The organism is Sphingobium chungbukense (assembly GCF_001005725.1).
Taxonomy (GTDB): domain Bacteria; phylum Pseudomonadota; class Alphaproteobacteria; order Sphingomonadales; family Sphingomonadaceae; genus Sphingobium; species Sphingobium chungbukense.
On the sequence record NZ_LBIC01000009.1, the window covers coordinates 268,147 to 294,161 of the forward strand.

At 64.3% G+C, this 26,015-nt stretch carries 26 protein-coding genes; 10 read left to right on the plus strand and 16 right to left on the minus strand.

Translation table 11 applies throughout. The features are described from left to right. Positions 1-93: 93 nt before the first annotated feature. Positions 94-966: a LysR family transcriptional regulator gene (locus tag YP76_RS19160; RefSeq protein ID WP_046765179.1), complete on the minus strand. Its 873-nt coding sequence runs from the start codon at positions 964-966 to the stop codon at positions 94-96. 141 nt (positions 967-1,107) lie between these two features. On the opposite strand from YP76_RS19160, the gene YP76_RS19165 reads away from it, so the two are divergent. Genes YP76_RS19165 through YP76_RS19180 form a run of 4 tightly spaced genes read left to right on the plus strand, consistent with a single transcriptional unit; the run spans position 1,108 to position 6,165 of the window. Further along, on the plus strand, positions 1,108-2,256 hold the full coding sequence (locus tag YP76_RS19165) for an isovaleryl-CoA dehydrogenase (RefSeq protein ID WP_046765180.1): 1,149 nt from the start codon (positions 1,108-1,110) through the stop codon (positions 2,254-2,256). After that, positions 2,253-3,854: a carboxyl transferase domain-containing protein gene (locus YP76_RS19170; protein ID WP_046765181.1), complete on the plus strand. Its 1,602-nt coding sequence runs from the start codon at positions 2,253-2,255 to the stop codon at positions 3,852-3,854. The genes YP76_RS19165 and YP76_RS19170 overlap by 4 nt, the downstream gene beginning before the upstream one ends. A gap of 5 nt (positions 3,855-3,859) precedes the next feature. After that, positions 3,860-5,713 carry an acetyl/propionyl/methylcrotonyl-CoA carboxylase subunit alpha gene (locus YP76_RS19175; RefSeq protein ID WP_046765326.1) on the plus strand — a complete coding sequence of 618 codons (1,854 nt, stop codon included), beginning with the start codon at positions 3,860-3,862 and terminating at the stop codon, positions 5,711-5,713. Beyond that, positions 5,713-6,165 (plus strand): MaoC family dehydratase, encoded by a 453-nt coding sequence (locus YP76_RS19180; protein ID WP_046765182.1) that lies wholly within the window; start codon positions 5,713-5,715, stop codon positions 6,163-6,165. The genes YP76_RS19175 and YP76_RS19180 overlap by 1 nt, the downstream gene beginning before the upstream one ends. 51 nt (positions 6,166-6,216) lie before the next feature. On the opposite strand, the gene YP76_RS19185 is transcribed toward YP76_RS19180, so the two are convergent. The 6 genes from YP76_RS19185 to YP76_RS19210 are packed head-to-tail and all read right to left on the minus strand — an operon-like array spanning position 6,217 to position 12,308. After that, positions 6,217-7,329: a CaiB/BaiF CoA transferase family protein gene (locus tag YP76_RS19185; RefSeq protein WP_046765183.1), complete on the minus strand. Its 1,113-nt coding sequence runs from the start codon at positions 7,327-7,329 to the stop codon at positions 6,217-6,219. Next, a complete protein-coding gene (locus tag YP76_RS19190) occupies positions 7,326-8,255 on the minus strand; it encodes a hydroxymethylglutaryl-CoA lyase (RefSeq protein WP_046765184.1) in 930 nt (309 codons plus the stop codon). Before YP76_RS19190 ends, YP76_RS19185 begins: the two co-directional genes overlap by 4 nt. Continuing rightward, entirely contained in the window at positions 8,252-8,869 is a 618-nt protein-coding gene (gene leuD / locus YP76_RS19195; RefSeq protein ID WP_046765185.1) for a 3-isopropylmalate dehydratase small subunit, read from the minus strand. Before leuD ends, YP76_RS19190 begins: the two co-directional genes overlap by 4 nt. Beyond that, entirely contained in the window at positions 8,866-10,248 is a 1,383-nt protein-coding gene (locus YP76_RS19200; protein ID WP_046765186.1) for a 3-isopropylmalate dehydratase large subunit, read from the minus strand. Before YP76_RS19200 ends, leuD begins: the two co-directional genes overlap by 4 nt. Continuing rightward, positions 10,241-10,723, minus strand: a complete 483-nt coding sequence (locus tag YP76_RS19205; protein WP_232307639.1) for a DUF3598 domain-containing protein — start codon at positions 10,721-10,723, stop codon at positions 10,241-10,243. Before YP76_RS19205 ends, YP76_RS19200 begins: the two co-directional genes overlap by 8 nt. A 31-nt stretch (positions 10,724-10,754) precedes the next feature. Further along, positions 10,755-12,308 (minus strand): alpha/beta hydrolase, encoded by a 1,554-nt coding sequence (locus tag YP76_RS19210; protein WP_046765188.1) that lies wholly within the window; start codon positions 12,306-12,308, stop codon positions 10,755-10,757. 85 nt (positions 12,309-12,393) lie between these two features. Between YP76_RS19210 and YP76_RS19215 the strand changes: the two genes are divergently transcribed. The 4 genes from YP76_RS19215 to YP76_RS19230 are packed head-to-tail and all read left to right on the plus strand — an operon-like array spanning position 12,394 to position 16,313. Next, positions 12,394-13,074: an isochorismatase family protein gene (locus YP76_RS19215; protein WP_157035836.1), complete on the plus strand. Its 681-nt coding sequence runs from the start codon at positions 12,394-12,396 to the stop codon at positions 13,072-13,074. Continuing rightward, the gene (locus YP76_RS19220; protein ID WP_046765189.1) at positions 13,074-13,979 is read left to right on the plus strand and encodes a polysaccharide deacetylase family protein; all 906 of its coding nucleotides are present in this window, start codon (positions 13,074-13,076) and stop codon (positions 13,977-13,979) included. The genes YP76_RS19215 and YP76_RS19220 overlap by 1 nt, the downstream gene beginning before the upstream one ends. Continuing rightward, the gene (locus tag YP76_RS19225; RefSeq protein WP_046765190.1) at positions 13,969-14,883 is read left to right on the plus strand and encodes a polysaccharide deacetylase family protein; all 915 of its coding nucleotides are present in this window, start codon (positions 13,969-13,971) and stop codon (positions 14,881-14,883) included. The genes YP76_RS19220 and YP76_RS19225 overlap by 11 nt, the downstream gene beginning before the upstream one ends. Further along, positions 14,880-16,313, plus strand: a complete 1,434-nt coding sequence (locus YP76_RS19230) for an aldehyde dehydrogenase family protein (protein ID WP_046765191.1) — start codon at positions 14,880-14,882, stop codon at positions 16,311-16,313. Before YP76_RS19225 ends, YP76_RS19230 begins: the two co-directional genes overlap by 4 nt. A 43-nt stretch (positions 16,314-16,356) precedes the next feature. On the opposite strand, the gene YP76_RS19235 is transcribed toward YP76_RS19230, so the two are convergent. The 9 genes from YP76_RS19235 to YP76_RS28795 all read right to left on the minus strand — a co-directional run bounded on the left by YP76_RS19235 (position 16,357) and on the right by YP76_RS28795 (position 25,015). Then, complete coding sequence (locus YP76_RS19235; protein WP_046765192.1) at positions 16,357-17,088, minus strand: DUF3108 domain-containing protein; 732 nt, start codon at positions 17,086-17,088, stop codon at positions 16,357-16,359. Then, on the minus strand, positions 17,088-17,453 hold the full coding sequence (locus tag YP76_RS19240) for a hypothetical protein (RefSeq protein ID WP_046765193.1): 366 nt from the start codon (positions 17,451-17,453) through the stop codon (positions 17,088-17,090). The genes YP76_RS19235 and YP76_RS19240 overlap by 1 nt, the downstream gene beginning before the upstream one ends. Beyond that, entirely contained in the window at positions 17,450-18,649 is a 1,200-nt protein-coding gene (locus tag YP76_RS19245) for a class I SAM-dependent methyltransferase (protein ID WP_046765194.1), read from the minus strand. The genes YP76_RS19240 and YP76_RS19245 overlap by 4 nt, the downstream gene beginning before the upstream one ends. Beyond that, positions 18,646-19,701, minus strand: coding sequence for a nitrilase-related carbon-nitrogen hydrolase (locus YP76_RS19250; RefSeq protein WP_046765195.1), 1,056 nt, complete (start codon positions 19,699-19,701; stop codon positions 18,646-18,648). The genes YP76_RS19245 and YP76_RS19250 overlap by 4 nt, the downstream gene beginning before the upstream one ends. Positions 19,702-19,705: 4 nt before the next feature. Further along, positions 19,706-21,034 (minus strand): FAD-binding oxidoreductase, encoded by a 1,329-nt coding sequence (locus YP76_RS19255; protein WP_052757498.1) that lies wholly within the window; start codon positions 21,032-21,034, stop codon positions 19,706-19,708. Beyond that, positions 21,031-21,264 carry a hypothetical protein gene (locus YP76_RS28790; RefSeq protein ID WP_052757499.1) on the minus strand — a complete coding sequence of 78 codons (234 nt, stop codon included), beginning with the start codon at positions 21,262-21,264 and terminating at the stop codon, positions 21,031-21,033. The genes YP76_RS19255 and YP76_RS28790 overlap by 4 nt, the downstream gene beginning before the upstream one ends. Before the next feature lies 1 nt (position 21,265). Then, positions 21,266-22,513, minus strand: a complete 1,248-nt coding sequence (locus tag YP76_RS19260; protein WP_232307640.1) for an MFS transporter — start codon at positions 22,511-22,513, stop codon at positions 21,266-21,268. Positions 22,514-22,622: 109 nt separating this feature from the next. Continuing rightward, complete coding sequence (locus YP76_RS19265; RefSeq protein WP_046765196.1) at positions 22,623-24,527, minus strand: TonB-dependent receptor; 1,905 nt, start codon at positions 24,525-24,527, stop codon at positions 22,623-22,625. Continuing rightward, entirely contained in the window at positions 24,467-25,015 is a 549-nt protein-coding gene (locus YP76_RS28795; protein WP_332307425.1) for a Plug domain-containing protein, read from the minus strand. Before YP76_RS28795 ends, YP76_RS19265 begins: the two co-directional genes overlap by 61 nt. Positions 25,016-25,406: 391 nt before the next feature. On the opposite strand from YP76_RS28795, the gene YP76_RS28800 reads away from it, so the two are divergent. Continuing rightward, positions 25,407-25,718 carry a hypothetical protein gene (locus YP76_RS28800; RefSeq protein WP_232307641.1) on the plus strand — a complete coding sequence of 104 codons (312 nt, stop codon included), beginning with the start codon at positions 25,407-25,409 and terminating at the stop codon, positions 25,716-25,718. After that, positions 25,715-25,936 carry a hypothetical protein gene (locus YP76_RS28805; protein ID WP_046765199.1) on the plus strand — a complete coding sequence of 74 codons (222 nt, stop codon included), beginning with the start codon at positions 25,715-25,717 and terminating at the stop codon, positions 25,934-25,936. The genes YP76_RS28800 and YP76_RS28805 overlap by 4 nt, the downstream gene beginning before the upstream one ends. Positions 25,937-26,015: the final 79 nt, after the last annotated feature.

Genomic DNA, 26,015 nt, shown 5'->3' on the forward strand with positions numbered 1-26,015 from the left:
CGCGTCCTCTTTCACGGCATGGCGGTGGAAGGCTGGTGCCCCGCTTTCCTTCCACCTGGCCGCTATGATGAGGCGTATTTCAAATCCACCACACTAGCCCCTGCCGACCAACTGCCTGGCGATTTCCGCCATCACCGGCGGCGATGCGCGCAGCATGTGTTCCGCGTCCTGTGTCGCCGCCCAACCCAAAGTGCGGGTCAGGTCGAAACCGCTCAGCCTGGGGCGCACCACGTCCTGCGCCCGGTAGCTTTGCGGCATGACCGTGATCCCCAGGCCGGCGCCCACCATTTGCAGCACGCGTTCGTCATTGGTCGAACGCAGCGCGAAGTGCGGTCGTACGCCGCGCTCCGTGAAGAAGCGGCTGGTGTCCGACAGCGCCTCGCAATGGCGCCGCACGATCATCACCTCATTGGCCAGGCGGTCCGCGCCGATCTCACCGTCTTGCGCGAGCGGATGGTCGGCAGCCATCGCCAGCGCATAGCCTTCCGTGTGGACCGGCAACTCCAGGAAGCGGTCGCCGCCGCGTCCCACCAGTGTCAATGCGACGTCGATCCGTCCCTTGGCGAGATGGCCGGTCAATTCCCGCTCGCTGCCGAACAGCAGTTCGAACCGGTGCTGCCGCTCCGGACGCGTCCGTGCGACGGAGGCCGCGACGATTTCACCAGCAATGCTGGAGAGGATGCCGATCCGCAGGGAGGTAAGCGTCTCGGCCATGCCCATGGATTGCATGGCGAGGTTGAATTCCCGCTCGATCCGCCGCGCATGGGAGAGGAAGCGGGTGCCGCCATCGGTCAGTTCCACCCGTTGGTTGGACCGCACGAACAGGGGCATGCCCAGCGTCCGTTCCAGCTTCGCGATGCCGACCGACAGCGTGGGTTGCGACACGTTGCAATGGCTTGCCGCGCGCGAGAAATTGCCTTGGTCGACGACGGCGAGGAAATAGCGCAGAAGATAGCGGTCGAGCATGAAATTCCCTGGGGCCGGATATGAACCGCCGTAAGAGGCGTTGGCCCCGTGCATAGATAGCGTTAATGATGTTGTTAGTGAAAGTTCAATTTTTCCTTGGGGAAGGGGCAAGCTAGAAAAGGCCCCGACAGGAGAGCTTCCATGACTGATTTCGACTTCGCGCTGGGCGACAATGCCGACATGATCCGGGAAAGCGCATGGCGTTTTTCCACCGACAGGATCGCGCCGCTGGCGGCCGAGATCGACGAGAAGGACTGGTTCCCGCGCGAGGAATTGTGGCCGGCCATGGGCGAACTGGGGCTGCACGGCGTCACCGTGGAGGAGGAATTTGGCGGCCTGGGCCTGGGCTATCTGGAACATGTCGTGGCGCAGGAGGAGGTGGCGCGCGCCTCGGCCTCCATCGGCTTGTCCTACGGCGCGCACTCCAATCTCTGCGTCAACCAGATCCGCCGCTGGGGCAATGAGGCGCAGAAGGCCAGATATCTGCCCAAACTGATTTCCGGCGAGCATGTCGGCTCGCTCGCCATGTCGGAAGCGGGCGCCGGGTCCGATGTCGTGTCGATGAAGCTGAAGGCCGAGAAGAAGGGCGACCGTTATATCCTCAACGGCACGAAATTCTGGATCACCAACGCGCCTTACGCGGACACTCTGGTGGTCTACGCCAAGACGGGGGAAGGGGCGAAGGGCATCACCACCTTCCTGGTCGAGAAGGGGATGAAGGGCTTTTCCATCGGGCAGAAGATCGCGAAAGTCGGCATGCGCGGATCGCCGACCTCGGAACTGGTGTTCGAGGATTGCGAGGTTCCCGAGGAGAATATCATGGGCCCGCTGAACGGCGGCGTCGGCGTCCTGATGTCGGGCCTCGACTATGAGCGAACCGTGCTGTCGGGCATCCAGCTCGGCATCATGCAGGCTTGCCTCGACGTCGTGCTGCCTTATGTTCGCGAACGCAAGCAGTTCGGCAAGCCGATCGGCGCGTTCCAGCTCATGCAGGCCAAGATCGCCGACATGTATGTCGCGCTGAATTCGGCACGGGCCTATGTCTATGCGGTCGCCAGGGCGTGCGACGCGGGCCGGACGACGCGCTTCGATGCGGCGGGCGCGATCCTGCTGGCGTCGGAAAATGCGATGAAGACGGCGCTGGAGGCGGTGCAGGCATTGGGCGGCGCTGGCTATACCAAGGATTGGCCGGTGGAGCGCTATATGCGCGACGCCAAGCTGCTGGATATTGGGGCCGGCACCAACGAGATTCGGCGGATGCTGATCGGCCGCGAGTTGATCGGCGCATGAGCGGGGCGGTACTGGATACGAAGCTTTCTCCGGAAGGAGAGGGCTTCCGCGCCAATGCCGCGCACAACCGCGCGCTGGCGGTGGAATTGCGGGAGAAGGTCGCGACAGCGGCGCAGGGCGGATCGGAAAGCGCGCGCGCCAAGCATAGCGCACGCGGCAAGCTGCTGCCCCGCGACCGGGTGGAGCGGTTGCTCGATCCGGGCAGTCCGTTTCTGGAGATCGGCCAGCTTGCCGCCAACGGCCTCTACCATAATGAAGTGCCTGGCGCGGGGATCATCGCGGGCATCGGCCAGGTGTCGGGACGGCAGGTGATGATCGCTTGCAACGACGCGACGGTGAAGGGCGGGACCTATTATCCGGTCAGCGTCAAAAAGCATCTGCGCGCGCAGGAGATCGCGCTCGAAAACCGGCTGCCCTGCGTTTATCTGGTGGACTCTGGCGGTGCGAACCTGCCCAACCAGGCGGAGGTGTTTCCCGATCGTGAGCATTTCGGGCGCATCTTCTACAATCAGGCCAATCTGTCCGCGCAAGGCGTTCCGCAGATCGCCTGCGTCATGGGAAGCTGCACGGCGGGCGGCGCCTATGTGCCCGCCATGTCGGACGAGACGGTGATCGTGCGCAATCAGGGCACGATCTTCCTTGCCGGGCCGCCGCTGGTGCAGGCGGCGACCGGGGAAGTGATTTCCGCCGAGGATCTGGGCGGCGGCGACCTGCATGGGCGCAAGTCGGGCGTGGTCGACCATGTCGCGGAAGATGACGATCATGCGCTTTCGATCGTGCGGGATATCGTCTCGACGCTTCAGCCGGACCTGACGCCCGACGTCAATCTGCGCGAGGCGAAGCCGCCCAAATATGATCCGCAGGACCTTTACGGCATCATTCCGCGGGATGTGCGCGCACCCTATGACGTGCGCGAGGTGATCGCGCGCATCGTCGACGGCAGCGAGTTTCATGAGTTCAAGGCGCTCTATGGCACCACGCTCGTCTGTGGTTTCGCGCATATCTGGGGGATGCCGGTCGCGATCCTCGCCAATAACGGCGTGCTGTTCAGCGAAAGCGCGGTCAAGGGCGCGCATTTCATCGAACTGGCCTGCCAGCGGCGCATTCCGCTGCTGTTCCTCCAGAATATCTCCGGCTTCATGGTCGGCGGCAAATATGAGGCGGAGGGCATCGCCAAACATGGTGCGAAGCTGGTGACGGCGGTGGCGACGGCGCAGGTGCCCAAGATCACGGTGCTGATCGGCGGCAGTTTCGGCGCGGGCAATTACGGCATGTGCGGCCGCGCCTATCAGCCGCGCTTCCTCTTCACCTGGCCCAATGCGCGCATTTCGGTGATGGGCGGCGAGCAGGCCGCGTCGGTTCTGGCGACCGTCCATCGCGACGCCAAGAAATGGACCCCGGAGGAAGCCGAGGCCTTCAAGACGCCGATCCGCGAGAAATATGAGCATGAGGGCAATCCCTATTATGCCACGGCGCGGTTGTGGGACGATGGCATCATCGATCCCGCGCAGACCCGCGATGTGCTGGGCCTCGCCTTTGCCGCGACGCTGAATGCGCCGATCGCCAACCGGCCGCAGTTCGGCGTTTTCAGGATGTAATGGCCATGATCCAATCTCTTCTCATCGCCAATCGCGGCGAAATCGCCTGCCGGATCATCCGTACCGCACGGCGGATGGGTGTCCGCACAGTGGCGGTCTATTCAGATGCCGATGCCGATGCGCTGCATGTCCGCTCGGCCGACGAGGCGGTGCATATCGGTCCCTCGCCCGTGCGCGAATCCTATCTGGTCGGTGACAAGATCATCGCCGCCGCGAAGGCCAGCGGGGCGGAGGCGATCCATCCCGGCTATGGCTTCCTTTCGGAAAATGCCGAGTTCGCGCAGGCGGTGATCGATGCGGGCCTGATCTGGGTCGGTCCCAATCCCTCCTCGATCACGGCCATGGGTCTGAAGGATGCGGCCAAGAAGCTGATGCAGGATGCGGGCGTGCCCACCACTCCCGGCTATCTGGGCGACGACCAGAGCCCCGAGCGCCTCAAGACGGAGGCTGACGCGATCGGCTATCCGGTGCTCATCAAGGCGGTCGCAGGCGGCGGCGGCAAGGGCATGCGCAAGGTCGACAGCGCCGCGGATTTCGCCGACGCGCTGCTCTCCTGCCAGCGCGAAGCGGCGTCGAGCTTCGGCAATGATCAGGTGCTGCTGGAAAAATGGGTCACCAATCCGCGCCATATAGAGGTGCAGGTGTTCGGCGACCGCCATGGCAATGTCGTGCACCTGTTCGAGCGCGACTGTTCGCTCCAGCGGCGCCATCAGAAGGTGATCGAGGAAGCCCCGGCGCCCGGCATGGATGCGCAGACGCGGGCGGCGGTCTGCCGCGCGGCGGTCAATGCGGCGAAAGCGGTCGATTATGTCGGGGCGGGCACGATCGAATTCATCGCCGACGGGTCGGAAGGGCTGAAGGCCGATCGCATCTGGTTCATGGAGATGAACACGCGATTGCAGGTCGAGCATCCCGTGACCGAGGAGATCACCGGGCAGGATCTGGTCGAATGGCAATTGCGCGTCGCATCGGGCGAGCCGCTTCCCAAGACGCAGGATGAGTTGTCGATCAACGGCTGGGCCATGGAGGCGCGCCTCTATGCCGAGGACCCGGCCAAGGGCTTTCTGCCCTCCATCGGCAGGCTCGACCTGTTTGAGCTGGGCGAAGGCTGCCGCATCGATACCGGGGTTGAACAGGGCGCGGAAATATCCCCCTTCTATGATCCGATGATCGCAAAGGTCATTGCTCATGGCCCGACCCGCGACGCAGCGCGCTCCGCTTTGGCCGGGGCATTGGACGACAGCGCCGTCTGGCCGCTCAAGACCAATGCGGGCTTCCTGGTGAAGGCGCTGGAGCATCCGGATTTCGTTGCGGCGCGGCTGGATACCGGGCTGATCGGGCGCGAAGGCGATGCGCTGATGCCGCCTGCCCGGCCGAGCGGGGAAGCGCTGGCGGATGCCGCCGGCAGCCTGACGCGGGGCGGTGCGCTGGCAGGATTCCGCCTCAACGCGCCGGTGCATGCGACGGGCAGTTTCCTGCTGGATGGCGAGGCGGTGACGATCGCTTATGACCCGCGCGCAGGCGGCGAGGCCGGGGAGGAGGCCGGGGAGGATGTCCTGGTGGCCGAGGGCGGGCAGGTCTGGCGCTTGACGCCGTGGCGTGCCAGTGGCACCGCGGGTGGCGACGCGTCTGACGGTGCGATCCTCTCGCCCATGCCCGGCCGCATCATCGCCGTTGTCGTGGCGGCGGGCGACGCCGTGACCAAGGGCCAAAAGCTGCTGACGCTGGAAGCCATGAAGATGGAGCACAGCCTGGTCGCGCCCTTCGACGGCACGATCGCCGAACTCAACGCCAGCGAAGGCGGGCAGGTGAGCGAAGGCGCGTTGCTGGTGAAGATCGAGAGGGAGGAAACCGCCTGATGGCTGGCAAGTATTTTGATCAGTGGACGATCGGTGAAACGCTGCGCCATGAAATCCGCCGTACGGTGACGGAGACGGACAATCTCCTCTTCTCGACGATGACGCATAATCCGCAGCCGCTGCACATCGATCTGGAAGCGGCGAAGGCGAGCGAATTCGGTCAGATTCTGGTCAACGGCACCTTCACCTTCTCATTGATGGTCGGCCTGTCGGTCGGCGACACGACGCTGGGCACGCTGGTCGCCAATCTTGGCTATGACAAGCTGGTGATGCCCAAGCCTGTCTTCATCGGTGACACGCTGCGCGCCGAGACGGAGGTGACGGACCTCAAACCCAGCAAGTCCCGACCTGGCGCGGGGATCGTCACCTTCACCCACCGCCTGGTCAATCAGCGGGACGAGGTGGTTTGCCAGTGCCTGCGCATGGCATTGATCAAGGGAAGCGAGGGGTGAAATGGCTGGCGGAGGAGCCCGGTCGTCCGGATGGGCTCCTCCGCCGGTTGCTTATTTCGATCGCGCGGCAGCCCCGGCAGGGGTGAGCGTGGCGGGCCGCGATACCAGCGCTCCGTCGAAGGCGATCGGCAAGGTCGGCAATTGGGTTTCCCGCCCGTCGGGCAGTGTCACCGGCTCCAGCAGGCCGGTGGCCAGCAAATGCGGATCGTCGAACATATCCTCGGGCTTGCCGATCGGCGCGAAGGGGATGCCGGTGCCTTCCAGCCGCTCGATCACCTCGGCGCGGGTGAAATTGCCGATCAGGGCGCGGATCTGCGGCAGGATATGATCGCGCTGGAGCACGCGTTCATTGTTCCGGCGCAGGCTTTCGTCGGCCCAGAGATCGTCGAGACTGAAGAGCTGGCAGAATTTTTCCCATAGTGCATCGGTGACGACGCCGATGAAGACGGGATCGTCCCTGGTTTCGAACACGTCGTAGATCGCCCAGGCGGAAATGCGCGCGGGCATGGGGCTGGCTGCCTTACCCGTGACGGCGAGCTGCGCCATATGCTGTCCGACAAGATAGACCGTCGTTTCGAACAGCGATGCCTGGACGAGTCGGCCTTTGCCGGTGCGGTGCCGCTCTTCGAGCGCGGCGAGCACGCCGATCACGCCGAACATGCCCCCGGTGACGTCGATCACGCTGGACCCGGCGCGCAGCGGGCGTCCCGGCGGGCCGGTCATATAGGCAAGGCCGCCCATCATCTGCGCCACTTCATCGAGCGCGGTGCGCTTTTCATAGGGGCCGGGAAGGAAACCCTTGGCGGAACAATAGATGAGGCGCGGGTTGAGTTCAGCGAGCGCGTCATAGCCCAGGCCAAGCTTGTCGAGCGCGCCAGGACGGAAATTCTCGATCAATATGTCAGCACCGGCCGCCAGCGCCTTCGCTTCGGCGATGCCCTCGGGCGATTTGAGGTCGAGGGAAACGCTCTGCTTGTGGCGGTTATACATGGGGAAATAGCCCGCGCCCGAGCCCAGCAGCGTCCGCGTCTTGTCCCCTTCGAGCGGTTCGACCCGAACGACCTCCGCCCCCAGCGCGGCGAAGATCGAGCCAGCGGCCGGGCCCATCACCATATGAGTGAATTCGACGACCTTCAGGCCGGCGAGAGGTGCAGGCGCGGTCATGCCGTCACCTGCGCGAAGCCGAGCGGCAGGCCCGCGTCCGGGGTGAAGCCGTAAAGGGGTTCGCCGGGCAGCGCGTCGGTAATGATGCCGCGCACCTTCAGCAGCTTTTCGAGGTCGACCCCCGTTTGGCACCCCATGGCTTCCAGCATGAATATCAGATCCTCCGTAACGATATTGCCCGATGCGCCCGGCGCGAAAGGACAGCCGCCCAGCCCGCCCAGCGAAGCGTCGAGCGTGGTGATGCCTTCCTCCAGCCCGGCGAGGGCATTGGCGAGGCCAAGGCCACGCGTGTTGTGGAGGTGCAGCGTGTTGAGCCGGTCGGCGCCGACCTCCGCCTTGACGCGCCGGACGAGGCGCTTGACCTGGGCGGGATTGGCATAGCCGGTGGTATCGGACAGGCCGACTTCGGCGGCGCCCGCTTCGATGGCGGCGGCGGCGAGGCGGACGACATTATCCTCGTCCACCGGCCCCTCGATGGTGCAGCCGAAGGCGGTGGCAAGGCCGACCTCGAAATGGGGGCGCGTCGATGGCGGCTGCGCGGCGACCAGTTCGGCGATGGCGCGGATTTCGCCAAGGACGGCGACATGGTCCTTGCGGACATTTTTCAGGCTGTGCGTTTCGGACATGGAAAAGGGCAGCGACATTTTCTGGCTGCCCGCCGCCACGGCCCGCTCGGCGCCCTTGAAATTGGGGACGAGCACGGCGACCGCGAGGCCCTCTATCCCTTTCGCGAAGGCGACCAGTTCGGCGGTGTCGGCCATCTGGGGCAGGAGCGAGGGTGGGACGAAGCTGCCCACTTCGATCTCCGGCACGCCGGCGGCGGCTTCGGCGGCGATCCATGCCTTCTTCGCTTCGAGCGGCATGACCCGGCTGATGCTTTGCAGCCCGTCGCGGGGCCCGACTTCGCTAATGTGGATGCGCGTCATGGCATCAAGTCTCCAAGGTAGATCCAGGGGCGCGCGACCTTGTCGGCGGTCTGGAAGGCGGCGATGTCCGCCCGGCTTTTAAGGGTGAGGTCGATCGGGTCGAGGCCTTCGAACAGCATCGCCTTGGCTTCCGCCCCGATCTCGAACGACCAGTGCGGGCCGTCCTGAAGGGCCACGGTCTGCGCGGCCAGATCGATCGTCACAAGGCCACCGTCCTCGCCGATCGCGGCAATGGCGTCGTCGTCGAGCACGACCGGAACGATGCCGTTGCGCGTGCAGTTCCCCGCGAAGATCGGCGCGAAACTCGGCGCGATCACGGCGCGGATGCCATATTCGGCCAGCGCCCAGACCGCATGTTCGCGGCTCGACCCGCAACCGAAATTGCGGCCGCCCAGCAGGATTTCCGCCTGCGCATAGGCAGGCTGGTTGAGTACGAACTGCGGATCGGGATCGCGACCGCCCGGCGACAGATAGCGCCATGGCGCGAAAAGTCCCTCGGCCAGTCCCGTCTTGCCCGTGCTTTTCATCTCGCGCGAGGGGATGATCGCGTCGGTATCGATATTGTCGCGGATCAGCGGCGCCGCGACGGCGGTGAGCGTGGTGAAGGGCTTCATGCCGCAATCTCCCGCGGGTCGGCGATGCAACCGACGATGGCGCTGGCGGCGACGGTTTCCGGGCTGGCGATATGGGTGCGGATATTCGGTCCCTGGCGCCCTTCGAAATTGCGGTTGGTGGAGGAAATGACCCGCGATCCTGCGGGGAAGCTCTCGCCCCCGGCATAGAAGCACATGGAACAGCCGCTCATGCGCCATTCGAAACCGGCCGCAGTGAAGATGCGGTCCAACCCTTCGGCCTCTGCGGCGCGGCGCACCGCCATGGAACCGGGCACGACCAGCGCCTTGATGCCCGACGCGACATGGCGCCCCTTCAGCAGCGCGGCGGCGCGGCGCAGGTCGGACAGGCGGCCGTTGGTGCAACTGCCGATGAAGGCGGCGTCGATCGGCAGGCCGATCAGTTTCTGGCCGGGTTCGACGCCCATATAGGCGACCGGCCGTTCGGGCGCATCGGCGGGCACGCTGCCGGAAATGCCGCTGCTGTGCTCGGGCGAGGTGCCCCAACTGATCATCGGTTCGATCGCTGACGCGTCGATGTCGATCTCTATGTCGAACCGCGCGCCTTCATCGGAGGGGAGCGTCTGCCAGTCAGCGACCGCCCGGTCGAACATCGCATCGCGGGGGGCATAGCGGCGACCGCGAAGCCAGTCATAGGTCTTCGCGTCGGGGGCGATCATGCCGGTCATGGCGGAAAATTCGGTCGCCATGTTGCAGAGGGTCATGCGCCCCTCCATGTCCAGCGCGCGGACCGCTTCCCCGGCGAATTCGACGGCATAGCCCTTGCCGCCGCCCGCGCCGTGGCGCGCGATCAGCGTCAGGATCATGTCCTTGGGCGTGACGCCGGGTGCCAGCGTGCCGGTGAAGGTGACGCGCATGGTCTTCGGGCGGGTCAGGCGCAGCGTGCCGGTCGCCATGGAATGTTCGGCTTCCGACGAGCCGATGCCCCATGCCAGCGCGCCGAACGCGCCCTGCGTGCAGGTGTGGCTGTCGGGCGCGATCAGCGTGCAGCCGGGCAGGACGATACCCATTTCAGGCGAGACGACGTGGACGATGCCCTGGTCCGGATCGGTCACGTCGAACAGGGTGATGCCCGCTTCCCTGGCGGCGGCCCGCGTTTCGGTGATGAAGGCCTGTCCGCCGGGCATCAAGGTCTGGTCGCCCCGGCCCGGCCGGGTATCGACGATATGGTCCATCACGCAAAAGACGCGCGACGGATCGGCGACCGGGCGGCCCGCTGCCTTCAGGCTGTTGAGGGCAGCAGCGCCGGTCCGCTCGTGCAGGAAGATCCGGTCGATCGCCAGCAGCTCCGCGCCGCCGGCGAGACCGGCAACGACGTGCCGGTCCCAGATTTTTCCGAACAGGGTCTGGGGATCAGACAGTCTGAGCCTCCATTTCCTTTTCCACCGCCGCCCAGTCGCGGCTGACCAGCTTTTCCTGGATCGCGGTGCGCGTTTCCAGCAGGCCGTTGCGGATCCAGTGCCAGGTGCGGCAGCGGGTCAGGCCGTCATCCGCAAGCTGGATCATCTCGTAGAGATAGAGGCTGGGATCGCCCTGACGCTGCCAGTAGAGCATGACGGTGCGGTTATATTCGTCAAGCCCGACTTCGGCGGCCCAGCCCTTGATCAGTTCATTGTCCCACCATACGCGCTTGTCGCGATAGGCGGCGGGGAAATCGCGGACCTCGGTGCGCCCATCGTCCCACAGATAATGGTTGGTCTGGTGATAGGGGAATTCGCCGCCTTCGGGGAAGCGGCAGAACAGGCGCGACTTGTGCTCGTCGATCTTCTCGCCGGCCGCATTATAATAGGTGTAGACCCCGTCCCACACGCCCTCATGGCGCGCGAGCAGTGGCATGTCTTCGCGAATTCCCATTTGATGCTCCCTTTCAGAAACCTTGTGGTGACCAGATGTCGGCACGGGCCTGCGCCCAGTCGGCGCGTTCCCATTTAAGCGGGGCGGGCGCGGCGGCGATCAGCGCGTCGCGATCCGCCGATGCCAGCACGGTCAGCAGCGCGCGGCCCGCGCGGGCGCGGATCAGGCTGCGATGTTCGATGGCAAGCGCTTCCGGCGCAATGTCCGTCGCGGTGAAGGGAACGGCATGGGCGGCCTTCGCTTCGAACCAGGGCCAGAAGAAATGGCCCGCGCGCACGGCGTTCCATGCGGCGTTGAGATAGGCGCCATGACGGTCGGGCGTCTGGTCCGGAATGGCCTTTTCCGCCCAGAGCGATGCATTTTCCGGCAGCGGGAGATGCGCGTCGACCGCGCCCCAGCCACGGGCACCGACCTGCGTTGCGACCTTCGCGGCGAGCAGTGCGGAAAAGCCTTCGCCGATGATCGTTGGCGCTTTTGCCTTGCTGATCCCGCTGATGATGGCCGCTGCAATCGCCGTCCAGCTTTCCATGTCGGGCGCGAAGCTTGGCTGCCAGTCGTCCGACAGGCCATGGCCCGGCAGATCGATCGCCAACGCATCACCGCTGTCGAGCAGCTCGGCGGCGCGGCCTGGGGCGTGGATCAGCACCGTTTCGGCTTCCGGATTGCCCTGCCAGTGGATCAGCCCGCTGAAACCGGCGCTGTCCACATGGACAAAGCCGCCGTCCTGGCTTTCCGCGATGGCGGGACAGGGGAGGGCGTCGGCGGCGCGCAGATGCGCCAGGCAGGCATCTTCCAGATCGGCGGGGGTCGCCACCGCTTCGGCCCGCCAGCTCGGCGGCATGGCGCCGAGGCGGGCGATATGGGCTTGCAGGGGGTCGCCATTATAGGCGGCGATCAGCACGGGAATGGTTTCCGCATCGGTCGCGGGGATGTCGCGCGGGGCGCGAAGCACCGCGCCATAGCCCGCGCGGTAGGCGTCGCCGCTGTCGAGCATGTCGCGGATCACCGCGTCGGTCTTGACCGGATCGTCATGGGCGACGCTGATCCGCGCCCCGTCGCGCACGTCGAACCAGGGGAAGAACCAGGTCTGTTCGATGATGCGGTTCCACAGCCAGGTCAGATGTTCGCCATAGCCGCTGGGCTGGAAGGGGGGCAGATAATCCTTGTCGAAGATCGCCATTTCCTCCGGCGTCCAGACGGCGTAGCCGCCGGTCGCCAGCGCGGTGAAGCGTTCCGGATGGCGCTTGACCGCGCCGACCAGGATGATGCCGCCCGAATGGAAGCCATAGGCCGCCGTTTTCTGGATACCCAGCGCGTCCAGCAGTCCGACCAGCGCTGCCGAAAAGGCCTCGATGTCGGGATTGCCGGGCAGGGCGTCCGACTGGCCGAAGCCCGGCGTGTCGGGCGCGATGCAGGTGAAATGCTGCGCCCATTTGCGCATCAGCGGCTCATATTCGGCCGAGCTGCGCGGGCTCTGGTGGACCATCAGCAGGGTCGGTCCCGAGCCTGCCTTGCGATAGTGGACGCGGCGGTTGCCGACGCGGATGAAGTGGCGGGTGATCGTCATGCCGCCTAATTTGTCCGGACAAATTCCACTCGACAAGTCTTTTTTGCAAACTACTGTACGAATCACGATTTTGCAGGAGTTTCACATGGTGCTGCTGGGTACGAACATGGTCTGTGACGGGCGGACCGCGCGACAGATTTTCGAGGAAGTGATGGCGAATCCGGCGCGCAACAAATTCGGATTCGGGGAAAAGCTGGCCATTGTGAACGTCGATTTCCAGCAGGCCTATACCCGCACCGACATGTTCAAGACGGCCTATGAAACGGACCCGCGCCAGATCGAATATGCCAACACCATATCCCGCCTTGCCCGCGAAAGGGGCATGCCGGTGATCTGGAGCCGCGTGGGCTACAAGGACGACGCCGGCGATGCGGGTGTCTGGGGCACGCGCACCGACACGCCGGATTCGCTCCAGAACATCAAATATGGCAGCGAACGCCATGCCTTCGACCCGCGTTGCGAGATCGATGCCGACGACCTGCAATATACCAAGCGCATGCCGTCGGCCTTCTTCGAAACGCCGCTCAGCAGCTATCTGCGCTGGCACAAGGTCGACACGGTGGTCGTCACCGGCGGCAGCACGTCGGGCTGCGTGCGCGCCACGGCGGTCGACGCGCTGTCCTATGGGTTCCGCACGATCGTTCCGATCGAGACCTGCGCGGACAAGCATGAAAGCTATCATTTCGCCAACCTCACCGATCTTCAGCTCAAATATGCGGATGTGGAGCCGGTGCAGGCGGTGATCGACTGGCTGGAGGCGCGCTGATGAGCGAGGCGCAGAAGGCCGATCCGGGGCTTTACGACTTCGTCCCCTATCGCAACCGCAGCAAGATCGTCTGGCCGGGCGGCAAGAAGGTGGCGATCTGGGTCGCGCCCAATCTGGAATATTATGAAATCGACCCGCCGGCCAATCCGCATCGGAAAAGCTGGACGAAACCGCATCCCGATGTCGTGGGCTATGCGCATCGCGATCATAGCAACCGCGTGTCGCACTGGCGCATGGCGGACGCCATGTCCAAATATGGCTTTCCCGGCTCGGTTTCGCTGTCGGTCGCGCTGTGCCAGCACCATCCGGAAGTGGTGAAGGATGCCAATGAACGCGGCTGGGAATTTTTCAGCCACGGCATCTACAACACCCGTTACACCTACGGCATGGATGAGGCGCAGGAACGCGCGATCATAGAGGATTCGATCCGCACCGTGCGCGATGCGACCGGGCAGACGATCCGGGGCTGGCTGGCGCCCGCGCTGACGCATACGCCGCGCACGCTGGACCTGATCGCGGAATATGGCCTCGACTATACTTGCGACCTTTATCATGACGACCAGCCGCAACCGGTGAAGGTGCAATCGGGCAAGTTGATCTCCATCCCCTATAGTCTGGAGGTCAACGACCATTATGGCTTCTTCGTCTACAATATGTCGCCGCGCGAATATGCCGACACGCTGATCCGCCAATATGAACGCCTTGCGGAAGAGGGGGAGACGTCCGGCACGGTCATGTGCATTCCCCTGCACGCCTATCTGATCGGCCAGCCGCACCGCATCGGCCCCTTTGCCGAGGTGCTGCGCCATATCGCGGAGGACGGACGCGCCTGGATCGCGCGGGCGGGCGAGATTGCCGACCATTATTACGACCATCATTATGCGGAGGCCGCTCATGGCGCTTGATCCCGCCTATCTCGAATATCCCAAGCGCCGTGAAGGCTATGACCATGATCTTTATCCCTGGTCGTCGATCTTCGATCGGAAGCCCGTGGCCTGGCCGGACGGCAAGCCGGTCGCGGTCTGGCTGTGCGTCAGCCTCGAATGGTTTCCGATGACGCCGTCGGACACCCCGTTCCGGGCGCCCGGCCACATGCAGACGAGCTATCCCGACTATCGTCATTATACGGCGCGGGAATATGGCACGCGGGTCGGTTTCTACCGCCTGCTCGATGCGTTTCGGAAGGCGGGGGTGAAGGCCTCCATCGCGACCAACGGCGCGATTGCCGAGCGCTATCCGCAGATCATCGCGGACATCATGGCGGACGGGCATGAAATCATCGCCCATTCGACCGACATGAACGGCACGATCGCCAGCACTTTGCCCGAAGCCGATGAGCGCGCGTTGATCGCACAGTCGCTCGCCTCCATCGAGGCGGCGGCGGGCAAGCGGCCGGCCGGATGGCTGTCCATCGCCCGTTCGGAAAGCTGGAACACGCCCCGGCTGCTGAAGGAGGCGGGATTGCGCTACACTTGCGACTGGGTGAATGACGAATTGCCCTGGCGTTTCGCCAACGGGCTGGTCAACCTGCCGCTCAACCATGAATTGTCGGACCGGCAGATCATCACCGTGCAGCAGCAGTCGGCGGACAGCTATGCGCAGCAGATGGTCGATGCCTTCGACTGGCTGGTGAAAGAGGCGGCCGATCATGGCGGACGCGTCCTGCCGCTGCACATCACGCCCTATATCATGGCGCTTCCCTATCGCATCGCCGCGTTCGAGGCATTGCTCCAGACCCTTGCCGCGCGTCCCGAGGCATGGTTCGCGACCGGCGAGGAGATTGTGACCAGTTGGGAAGGACAGCAATGAGCCTGGCGGTCGTCAATCCACGCACGGGGCAGGTGGATTACAGCATCACCCCGCTCGACGGGCAGAATATCGCCGCGATCGCCACGGGGTTGCGGCAGGCGCAGGCCGGCTGGGCGGCGCAGTCGCCGGAACAGCGGGGCGTCGTGCTGCGTGCCTTGGCCGAAGCGATGGGCCGTCATCGCGGCCCGTTGATCGAGGCGCTGACCGCGGATACCGGGCGGGCGGCGATCTCCGCGATCGAGGTCGATGCCATGACCCGGACGCTGATCCGATGGGCCGACAGCGCGCCCGCGATCATCAAGGCGGCGCAGGTACAGGATCGACCGACCGGCATTCCCACTATCACGACCACGACCCGGCTGGTGCCCTATGCGCTGCTGGGGGTCATCAGCCCATGGAATTTCCCGCTGACGCTGGCGCTGATCGATGCGATTCCGGCACTGGCGGCGGGATCGGCGGTGATCATCAAGCCATCCGAAGTGACGCCGCGCTTCATCCGTCCGCTGATGGCGGCCATTGCGGAAGTGCCGGAGATTGCGGGTGTGCTGACCCTGATCGAAGGGGATGGCGCGACAGGTGCGGCGCTGGTCGATCAGGTCGATTTCATCGCCTTCACCGGATCGGTCGCCACAGGGCGCAAGGTGGGGGAGGCCGCCGCGCGCGCCTTCATTCCCGCCAGCCTGGAACTGGGCGGCAAGGACCCGATGCTGATCCTGGCCAGCGCCGATCCGGAAAAGGCGGCGGACATTGCCCTGCGCGCGTCGGTCCTGAACACCGGGCAGGCCTGCCAGTCGATCGAGCGGGTCTATGTCGCCCGCGCCATCGCCGAGCCGTTTCTGGCGGCGCTGGTGCGCAAGGCGCGGGCCACGCGGCTCAACTATCCCGATGTGCATGCGGGGGACATCGGCCCCTTCATCTTCGGCAGGCAGGCGGGCATCGTCCAGGCGCAGATCGACGATGCCGTGGCAAAGGGCGCGCGCCTATTGGCGGGCGGTCAGGTCGAAACGCTGGGCGGTGGCCAATATCTGCGCCCGACGGTTCTGGTCGACGTGACGCCGGACATGGCGATCATGGAGGAGGAGACGTTCGGGCCCGTCATTCCGGTGACGATCTTCGATACCGAGGATGAGGCCGTAGCGCATGCGAACAGCGGCATATTCGGTCTGTCTGCCGCCGTGATCGCCGGAAGCACGCAGGAGGCCGAAGCGGTTGCGGTGCGGCTGAATGCGGGCGGGGTATCCATCAATGACGGATCGCTGACGGGGCTGGTCTGGGAAGCCGAGAAGTCGAGCTTCGGCAAAAGCGGCCTTGGCCCGTCGCGCATGGGGGAAAGCGGCCTGTTGCGCTTTTTCCGCAGGCAGGCGCTGATCCGTCAATCCGGCGAAGCGCTGCCGCTGGCCGCCTATTCGGAAGAAGCGCTGGGCGGTTGATCGAAGCCGGGGGTGATACAACGCCCCCGGCCAGGAAGGCGGTTCAGCGTTCCAGTTCCACCAGTTCGTACCAGGTCTGCATATAGCCGCCGACGCCGCCCCGCACGAAGACGGCGTCGCTGTCGGCCGTGACCCACATGTCATAATGGGGGTGGGGAGTGCCGCCCATGCCGGGGCCTTCGTCGTCGATGAAGCGGAAATGGCGGCAGTCGAAGGTTCCGGCTGCGACCGTGACGGTTTCGTCGCCGACATATTCCAGGCCGATCTGCACCTCGGCGATGAGAGGTGGGGTGGCGCCGCGATGGTCGGGAGAAGGCAGGAAGACGCGGATCTTGCGGCGATGCGGACCCTTCGACACATCCATGCAGCGGGTCGTATAGCCATCGCCGGCAATCGGATGCGTGCCAAAGCCGTCGATCCGTCCGGCATAGGGCATTTTCTGCGAAATGCGGCCGATGGAGGGACCGTAGCTTTCGCATTCGATCAGCCCGCCATTCTCGCCCGGCGTGTGGTGGAGCCAGCCTGATCCCATATACTCGTCACCCACCGTCAGGTGGACGTGCAGATCCTGCGGTTGTCCCTGGCCGTCCAGCACATAGACGATGTCGCGCATCACCGTGGGGGCGGGCTCCTCTATCTCGCAGCGCGCGCGGAAGATGGTGCTGCCGTCGCCATGATGGGTGAAGCTGAACCATTCGCGGCCCCGCTCCCGATCCAGCATTTCGGGCTTTTTCGATGTGTAGCGGATGCGACCGCTGATGGTCCTGTGCTGCATCAGCTGTTCTTCAGTTCGATGCTGATTTCGGCCGTGGGCCGTTCGGGCGCTGCCTGCATCGCTTCCATCTCCTGCTGCATGCCGCGCATGATGCGGGCGACATATTCCTTGGTGGCGACGGCGCGCTCATAGGCGGCGTCACCCGTCGCCTGATAGGCTTCGATATCGGCGCGGCTGATCGTGCCCTTGTCGTCCAGAAGGCGTTCGACCGTGTCGAGCCGTTCCTTGAGCACCGCCACTTCGCCCGCGACCGCCATCAGGATGGACAGCGTGCGTTCGGCGTTGAAATCGTGCAGCGTGTCTGGGCGTTTGCCCTTGGCGCGCCTTCCTGCGCGGGCGATATAATCCACGTCATTGTCACTCATGCTTCGGGTTTCCACGCTCCATAGGCATTCCAGGCGGCGGCACGGCCATGATCTTCCTCCGCGCCCTCGGCAGCGGCGGGGAAGATGGTGCGGTCGACCACGGCCAGCACGCGGGCGGTGAACTGGCAGTCGCGCGGCAGGCCGGCGTCCTCCATCACCTGTTTCAGGTCCAGCGCATGCATCGCCGACCAATAGGGTTCGTTGTTGTTGAAGGCGTCCCAGTCGCGGATGAACTGTTCGTACAGCGGCATGTCGTCGCTATATTGCGGCTGTTCCAGATGGAACATGAGGCCGCCCGGCGCCAGCACGCGCTCGCTTTCGGCGATGATCTTCGGCAGCGCCTTGCCCGACAGTTCGTGCAGGTACATGGTGGTCTGCACCCAGTCGAAATGGCCGTCGGGGAAACGGCTCATATCCTCGGCATTCATCTGGATGAAGGTGATGTTGGTCGCGCCCAGCGACTGGGCGCGGGCATGGGCATAGCGCAGCACGGCCGCGCCCGTGTCGATGGCGATCACCTCCGCATCGGGAAAGGCGAGCGCGAGCGGCACGATATTGTGGCCGACGGTGCAGCCCAGATCGAGGATGCGGCGGGGTTTCCAGTCGGGGCGTTCCTTGCGCACCCATTCGACCAGCGCCTGCCCGCCGCCGTCCGACAGCGCGCCCAGCCCGCCCGCGGTGGTGGCGAAGAGGCCGCTGTCATAATTGGCGCCCGCCGACATGTCGCCGGGGCGTTCCTCCCCCTGATAATTGCCCGGCATGCAGTGGATGTCGACCACATCCATATAGTGCGGGATGGGGAGGGACGGGTCGAGCTGCAACGTCTCGCGGCCCTCATTATACTGGCGCACCTTCGCGCTCAGTTCATCGATCTGGCGCAGCGTGATCGAACGGCCGTTCTGCTGGCGCATTTCCATCGAATTGCGCTTCAGCGCCGACCAGTAGCGGTGCCAGGGGTCCTGGTTCATCGCATCGCGGATTTCGAAACGGTCCTGCGGATCGCGGCCATGGTCCGCCTGGAAAGCGGGCAGGACGCGCGTGTCATAGGCGATCCTGTTGCCCGCGCCGATCGACCCGGACAGATATTTGTTGAACGCCGTCAGGAAATTGTAGCGCGCCGCCTCGTCATGGGTCGGCTGGGGGAAGACCGCATGCTGGGCGACGGCGGTATAGGGCGGGGGTACATCCTGTTTCATATCAGTCCATCCTTCGAAAGACGGTCGATCACCTGTTCCTGCACCTTCAGGAAATGGTCACGGTCGGGCACCTTTACCACCCCGTCGGCGATCAGGCTGTTGGCGGGTTGATGCGTTTCCCCGCCATAGACGGGGGCGAAAAGCTCCAGCCGCTGGCGGGCGAGGAAGTTGCTCATGCCGGGCTTGCGCCGCTGGGCGCGCAGGGCGTTGATGTCGAGATCGGCGAAGGCGGTGAAGGTTTCGCCGGGGCTCGATTCCGCGAGCGGATTGCCCTTATAGTCGATGACGATCGAATTGCCGTCGGCGGACGCCAGCGGCATGGCCGATCCTTCGATCCCGGCCGTGTTGGCGGAGATGACATAGGCGATATTCTCGAACGCGCGGGCGCGCTTGGCGACCTGCTTGGGCGTGGCGAGCGGCGATCCGACCTCCGAGGAGGAATGGACGAAAATCTCCGCGCCGCGCAGGGCATGGGCGCGCGCGATTTCGGGGTAGAGGATTTCTTCGGACGCGATGGCGGCGAGGTTGCCGATCTCCGTCCGGGCGACGGGGAACACGCCGTCCAGCCCGTAAATGTCGAGATATTTCGACCAGACGTCATGCGGCGTCGGCGCGAACATCGAATTGAGCCGGCGATAGCGCAGCACGACCTGGCCCGATGGCGCGACGACGAAGCTCGTCTGGAAATAGAGGCCGGGGAAATGCGGATCGCGTTCATAGGCGTTGCCCGCCAGGAACAGGTCCTGCGCGGCGGCGATCCGGCCCAGCGCCTCATATTCCGGGCCGTCCATGTCCAGCGCCGCCTTTTCCGCGAAGTCGGGAATCGAGATGCGGCCGGGATAGCTGGTCAGGAAATATTCGGGCAGCACCGCGAGGCGCACGGGGCTGCCGCCATATTGCTGGATGAAGACGGAGGAGGCGCGCAGCTTGACGCCGATCTCCTCGATCATCGCCAGCATCTGGGCGGTTGCGGCGGCGCGGTCAGGCAGCCGCTCGACCGAGCGGGCGGCTATCTGGAGCGCGAGGGCGGCATAGGGCTTGACGGTGCTCATCGCGTCACAGTCCCAGGCTGCCGGGGTTCATCAGCCCCTGGGGATCGACGGTCTGCTTGATCGCCCTTAGCAGGGTCCAGGCGCGCGGGTCGCTCGCTTCTTCCAGCGGGTAGGTGCGGGCGACCTGGAGGTGGGTCGCGCCGAGATCGCGGAAAATCCGGACGATCTCCTTGCGTAGCCGGTCGACCACGGCGCGCGATGTCGCGTTGGCGGGGAAGCGGTTGAGCTTGGCGAGATGGCTAGGTTCCAGCGATCGGCAATGCAGTTCCTCCAGCGCGTCGGGCCAGAAGAAGACCGGCTCGATCAGGCAGGTGGAACGGTTGACAGCAGCAAGCATGGCGCCCGCCGCGACGCCTTGGGCTTCCATCTCGGCCTTGTTCGCCTCGAACAGCGCCTGGATGCGGTCCCATGCCTCGACCAGCCGGCTATGCGGCAGGAAGCCGTGGACGGGAACCCAGCGCTCGCCCTCCGGTCCGACCATCGAATTGACGGGCGGGAAGGGATTGGCGCGCATGATCTTGGGGATGGTGTTTTCGATGGGCTTGCCGCCATGTTTCACCGCGATCGCCTCGATCGCCTTCATGTCGGCGTCGACAGCGCTTTGATAGCGGCCCTCGCAGATCAGGTGCAGCGAGAAGGGCACGTCGTCGAGGAAGGAGCGGCCGGCGGCGACGACCTTCGCCCCTTCCTTCAGCGCCTTGAGGACGGAGCCCTGCGCCTTCATCATGTTGACGAGCGATTTGGCATCCTTGGTCAGGCTGTCGCGCTTCATGCGCTGGGCCTGAAGATAGGGGTCGAAGCCGAAGCTTTCGGAGGCCAGCCCTTCGCGGGCGATCGCGCTCATCGCGCTGAAGAAGGCATTGGCGTCGGGGAAGGAGAAGGAGCCATAGGAGAAGGCCGTGCCTTCGCGCACCAGCTTCAGGGTGATGGTCGCCTTGACGCCCAGCGCGCCGCAGTCGGCGGCGAACAGCCCGGTGATGTCGGGGCCGAAGGGACGGAAGAAATTGCTGCCGGTCGACAGGATCGTGCCATCGGCCAGCACCACCTCGAAGCTGAGCGCGGCGTCGACCACCGTGCCGCCCAATGCGCCCCAGAAGACGCCGTTCTGGCTCATGCCGCCGCCGACCGTGGCGTTGATGCCCGACAGCGTGCCCCAGGCGAGCGCGCGCAGCCCCCTGGGCTTGAGGGCGCGTTGCAGCTTGTCCCAGGTGCAGCCGGATTCGACCGTGACGGTCATGTCTTCCTCGTTGATGTCGAGGATACTGTTCATCGATCCGGTGTCGATCAGCAGCGCCCCGGCCTCCGGCGCAAGATAGCCGCTGGTGTAGCTCATGCCGCCACCCCGCGGGACGATGGCCACCCCGCCTGCGTCGCTGCCGCGATGCCGCGGGCCAGCATGTCCTTGTCGGTGGGACGGAACACGGCAAGGACGGTCGGGCCGGTGCTGAACACGTCCTGGGAATGATAGGCGCGTTCGGCGGCGTCGGTGATCAGCGCTTCGGCGCCGACGGCCTCGGTGATCGCCGCGAGGGCGAGATCATCTTGGGGAGCGAGAATTTCCACGTCAATTTCCTGAACGGAGCGTTTTGAGGTCGGGATAACGGCCGAGCGCCAACAACAGCGCGCCGCCGACCGCGAACATGGCCATCGCCACGCCAAGGATCAGATCATAGCCGCCGGTGCGGTCGCGCACCATGCCGTAGACGATCGGTGAGATGGCGGAGCCGATGGCGAAGGGCATATAGAGCACGCCGTAGATGCGGCCATAATGCGCCATGCCGAAATATTTGGCGGCAAGATAGGCGATGATGTCGGATTCCGTTCCAGCCGCGAAGCCCAGCAGGAAACCGCCGACGATCACATGGCTGAGCGACGCGTTCGTGCCCATCAGCAGCCAGCAGGCGATGGCGGGCAGCAGCAGCGCAGGGAAGGCGACGCCCGGCGCCCAGAAACGGTCGAACATATAGCCGACGAGCAGTCGCCCAACGAGGATGCCGATGGCGACCACGCCCAGCACGCTTGCGGCGACCTGCGCGGAGAAACCGTGCAGGCCGACAATCTGCGCGATATGGATATGCGCCCCGCCATAGGCGAAGGCGGTCAGCAGGATCGAGGTAAAGAGGATCCAGAAACGGCCGCCGCCCATGGCCTCCTTCAAAGTGATGCCGAAGATGGTCCCGGTCGCGTCGGCCACGCCTTCAGGACGTTCGTCGGGCCGGGGCTCGCGGAACCACAGGAAGGCGAGGGGGATGGCGACGAGCAAAGGCAGCAGCGCGACGACCGGGAAGGCCATCCGCCAGCCCCCGGCCGAAATGGCCTTTTGCGCGATCTGCGGCACGACCATGGCGGCCAGGCTGGTGCCCAGCAGCATGATGCCCAGGGCCAGACCGCGATGGCGGTTGAACCACATGCTGATCGCGCGGCTCCAGGTGACGGGCGTCGAACCGATGCCGATCGCGCCCAGCACCGCCCAGAAGAGCAGATAGCCGATCTTGGAAGCAGGCAGGAAATAGAAGGAGCCGAAGACGACGCCGAACAGGAACAGCGACCAGAGCACGACCGGACGGACGCCGAAACGGTCCGAAAGCGCGCCGTAAAAGGGCGCGAGCAATGCGGCGATGATGCCAAAGACGGTGACGCCCGCGCTGGTGGCGGCGAAATCCCATCCGAATTCCACGCTGACCGGCCCCATGACCAGCGGCAGGACGTTGAACGGCAGCGGTGACGCGCCACACGCGACCCCGATCAACGCCGCCGCGAGCGGCTTGGCACCTAATCTGAATTCCGAGCGCGCGCCGGTGGCGATCGTCATGCCTGGACCATTTCCTTGTATTACAGTGTCATAACGCGACATCTCGGACCTATTCCAAGCTGCCGCCCGGCAAGGATGCGCTTTGCAGTCCTGCCGGGCGGGGAGGTTACTAGAAGTTGTAGCGAGCGCGCGCCACCCAGGTCATGGGCGGGTCGATATAGCGCGTGTTCGCCAGGGACGTGTTGGCAGCCGTCTTGTTGAGGCAGTTGGTGCAGGACACCGAAAGCTGCCACTTCTTGTCAGCACCGTTCAACGCCAGGCCGGCATTGACGAACCAGGCCGATGGGGTGAACGAGCCATTCAATATCTCGTCGCCGCCGTAGGGATTGGCCGGATAGGTGCCGTTGGTCCCCGTGATCGAACCTGAGTAGATCGTATAATTGGCGGCGTTGGTTTCCTGGCTGCTGCGATAGCTGGCGTTGAGGGAGGGAACCAGCGACAGGCCGCTGCCGCCCAGCGGCATCGTGTAGTTGCCGCCCAAGGCGATCGTCCAGTGCGGCACACGCGTCGGATCGGCGATGGTGCCGTCCGGGGCGACGATGCCCACGCCGCAGGATGCGGTGGTGCCGGTGCCGCCAGGGATATTGCCCGCGGCGATCAGGGCCTGGCATGCCTTCTGCTGCGCATTGACCGACTGGATGCCATATTCGTCAAAATCAGGCGCGTTGCGATCGATCTTGAACTTGGCGTCCTGATAACCGGCGTTGACGTAAAGGTTCAGCCCTTCGACCGGCACGACAGTGAACTCGGCCTCTATGCCCTTGTTCGTCATGTCGGCGAAGTTGCGGGTGATGAAGGTGGCCGAGCCATTGGGATTGACCAGAGCGGAAGGCGTCTGGAGATCGTTGACGTCCATGTAGAAGAAGGTGAGGTTGGCGCGAAGGCGGCGGTCGAACCATTCGGATTTGATGCCGGTTTCATAGCTCCAGACCTTTTCGGGTCCGAAGGGAAGGAAGGACGTGACAGATGTCGCGCGCGCGTTCCAGCCGCCCGACTTGAATCCGCGCGTCGCCGAGGCGAAGAGCAGGATGTCTTTATTGACCTTGTAATTGATCGCGAAGCGCGGCGTCCATTGTTTGGTCTTCAGCTTGTTGGGAATCTTCAGTCCCGAAGGCCCGACAAGATTGAAGGTGTCGAGGCAGGTCGCCTCGATCGTGCCGTCATTACAGCTCGCTCGGTTGTCCTGCACCTGCAGGGTCTTGGTTTCGTCGGTGTAGCGGATGCCGCCGGTCAGCTTGATCTGGTCGGTGACGTTGACATCGATCTGGGCGTATCCGGCCAGCGCCTCGGTTTTGTTGCGCAGGATGCGATCCGCCAGCACCAGCGTGCTGGTCGGCGACAGGGTGAAGGTGTCGGCGAAGTCGGTGCGGTTGCGTTCAACGAGATAGAAGGCGCCGGTGACATAGTCGATCAGCCCATCGGCGATGCTGCCATTGATCTTGGCTTCCTGGCTGAACTGCTGGTGGGTGCCGTCGTTGAGGATCGCAAACCCGCCCCGCTCATAACCCCGCACGGGTGGAACCGGATTGGCGAGCGAAGGACCGCTGCGTCCGTCATAGAAATCGAGACCATATTGCTGGTCCTGGGCGACGAATCCCGTGATGAGGTTCAGTGTCATCTTTTCCGCCAGGTCGACTTCGAAGTTCGACGTGACGAGATTGGTTGTCGTATAATTGCCCATCAGGAAATATTTCTTGCGACCACTGATCGGCAGCGATGCGAAGGGGGAGTTGGGCGAACTCTTGCCCGAAGGAATGCCGGTGGTGGCGAAACGGCCGTTGCAGTCCGAGGGATTGGCCGGATTGCACTGGAAGTTCAGGATATTCTCGCCGTTGGCGACGATATGCGCGTAGGAGCCGTTCCAGCGGACCGACGGGCTCAATTCACCATGGATGCCGATGCGCGCACCCCAACCGTCATCGTCGTTGATGCGCTGGCCGGTCGTGACGTTCTTCACATAGCCGTCGTCATTCTGCCAATAGCCGGACAGCTTGACGGAAAGGGTGTCGGCCAAGGGCACGTCGACCGAACCGCGGGCGATCTTCTTGTTGAAGCGGCCATAGCCGACTTCCGCGAAGCCGCCGAATTCCTTGCCGGCTCTTTCAGGATCACGTTCACGGCGCCGCCGGTCGTGTTGCGGCCGAACAACGTGCCCTGCGGACCGCGCAGAACCTCGACCCGCTCGACGTCGAACAGGTTGATGTTATTGGCATTCTGGCGGCTGAGATAGATTTCGTCGACATAGGTGCCGACCGGCGGGTCGAAGGTCGGAATGGTTTCCGTGTTGCCCAGGCCACGCAGGTAGAAGGCGTTTGCGGATCCGACGCCGGTATTGTTCATCGACACCAGATTGGGGACGAAGCGACCCAGTTCGAGTGTGCTGGAAACGCCCTGGCTGCGCAGTTGATCCGCCGAGAAGGCCGATACCGCGATCGGTACATTTTGCAGGCTTTCCGAACGGCGCTGGGCGGTAACGACGATTCCTGGATGCCGCCGCCCGATTGATCGCCAGCCTGGACAGGCGTTTGCGAGTTGTTGGTCTGGGCGTGCAGTGGCGTGGCAATGCCTGCGCTCAGCGCGGTCGTCGCTACAAGCAGAAGGCGCTTCATATCATTCTCCCTATTTTTCTGGTTCCGGATCGGCTTGTTCCCGCCTGCCGACGATTTTCTAATTTGTCCGGACAAATTTTCATGTAAGCAGGAAGCTGTCAAGCGGCCCTGAGCCATGGAGGAGAAATTTCAGATGTCACTCGCCGATCTGGCCTATCCCAGCCTCGTCTATTTCCACTTGTTTCTCTTTGTTTTGTGGCTCGGCGGCGACGTCGGCGTTTTTCTCGTGGGGGCAGCATTTCCGCAAGCGCCACCTCTATACGCTGGACCAGCGAATCGCTCTGTTGAAGCTGCTTGTCCTGGTCGACATGACGCCGCGCACGGCATGGGCCCTGATGGTGCCAGTGTCGCTTTCGGTGGTGACACTGGGGGGATATTGGGCGGTGCCGTCCTTGTTGCTGGCAGGTGCCTGGCTGACGGGGCTCGCATGGCTTTGGCTCGTCTGGGACGCGCATTTCCACGACATGACGCCGCGTGCCGCGCGCAACCGGAAAATCGAATTCTGGCTGAAGAATGTGATCACCATCGGCTATTTGGGCCTGGGATCGTTTCGCTCGCCACGGGCGCGCCGCTGGCCGAAAAATGGCTTGCCATGAAGGCGCTGCTGTTCGGGCTGATCTTCGTTGCCGCCATCATGATCGACGTCGCCTTCAAGCCGGTGGGTCCGCAGCTCGGCCGCCTGCTGAAGGAAGGGTCGAGCGATGAGACGGAGGTACCGCTGCGCCGCACGATGGACCGTACCCGTATCTGGGTTTTCATCGTTTACGGGCTGCTGATTGTCACCTCCTACCTTGGGACGGTGAAGCCGTTCTGACGGAAAAGCACGGGCCGGCGCTTTTGTGCTTGACTTATAATTTGTCCGGACAAATTTTAGAGCGGTCAACAAAAAGGGT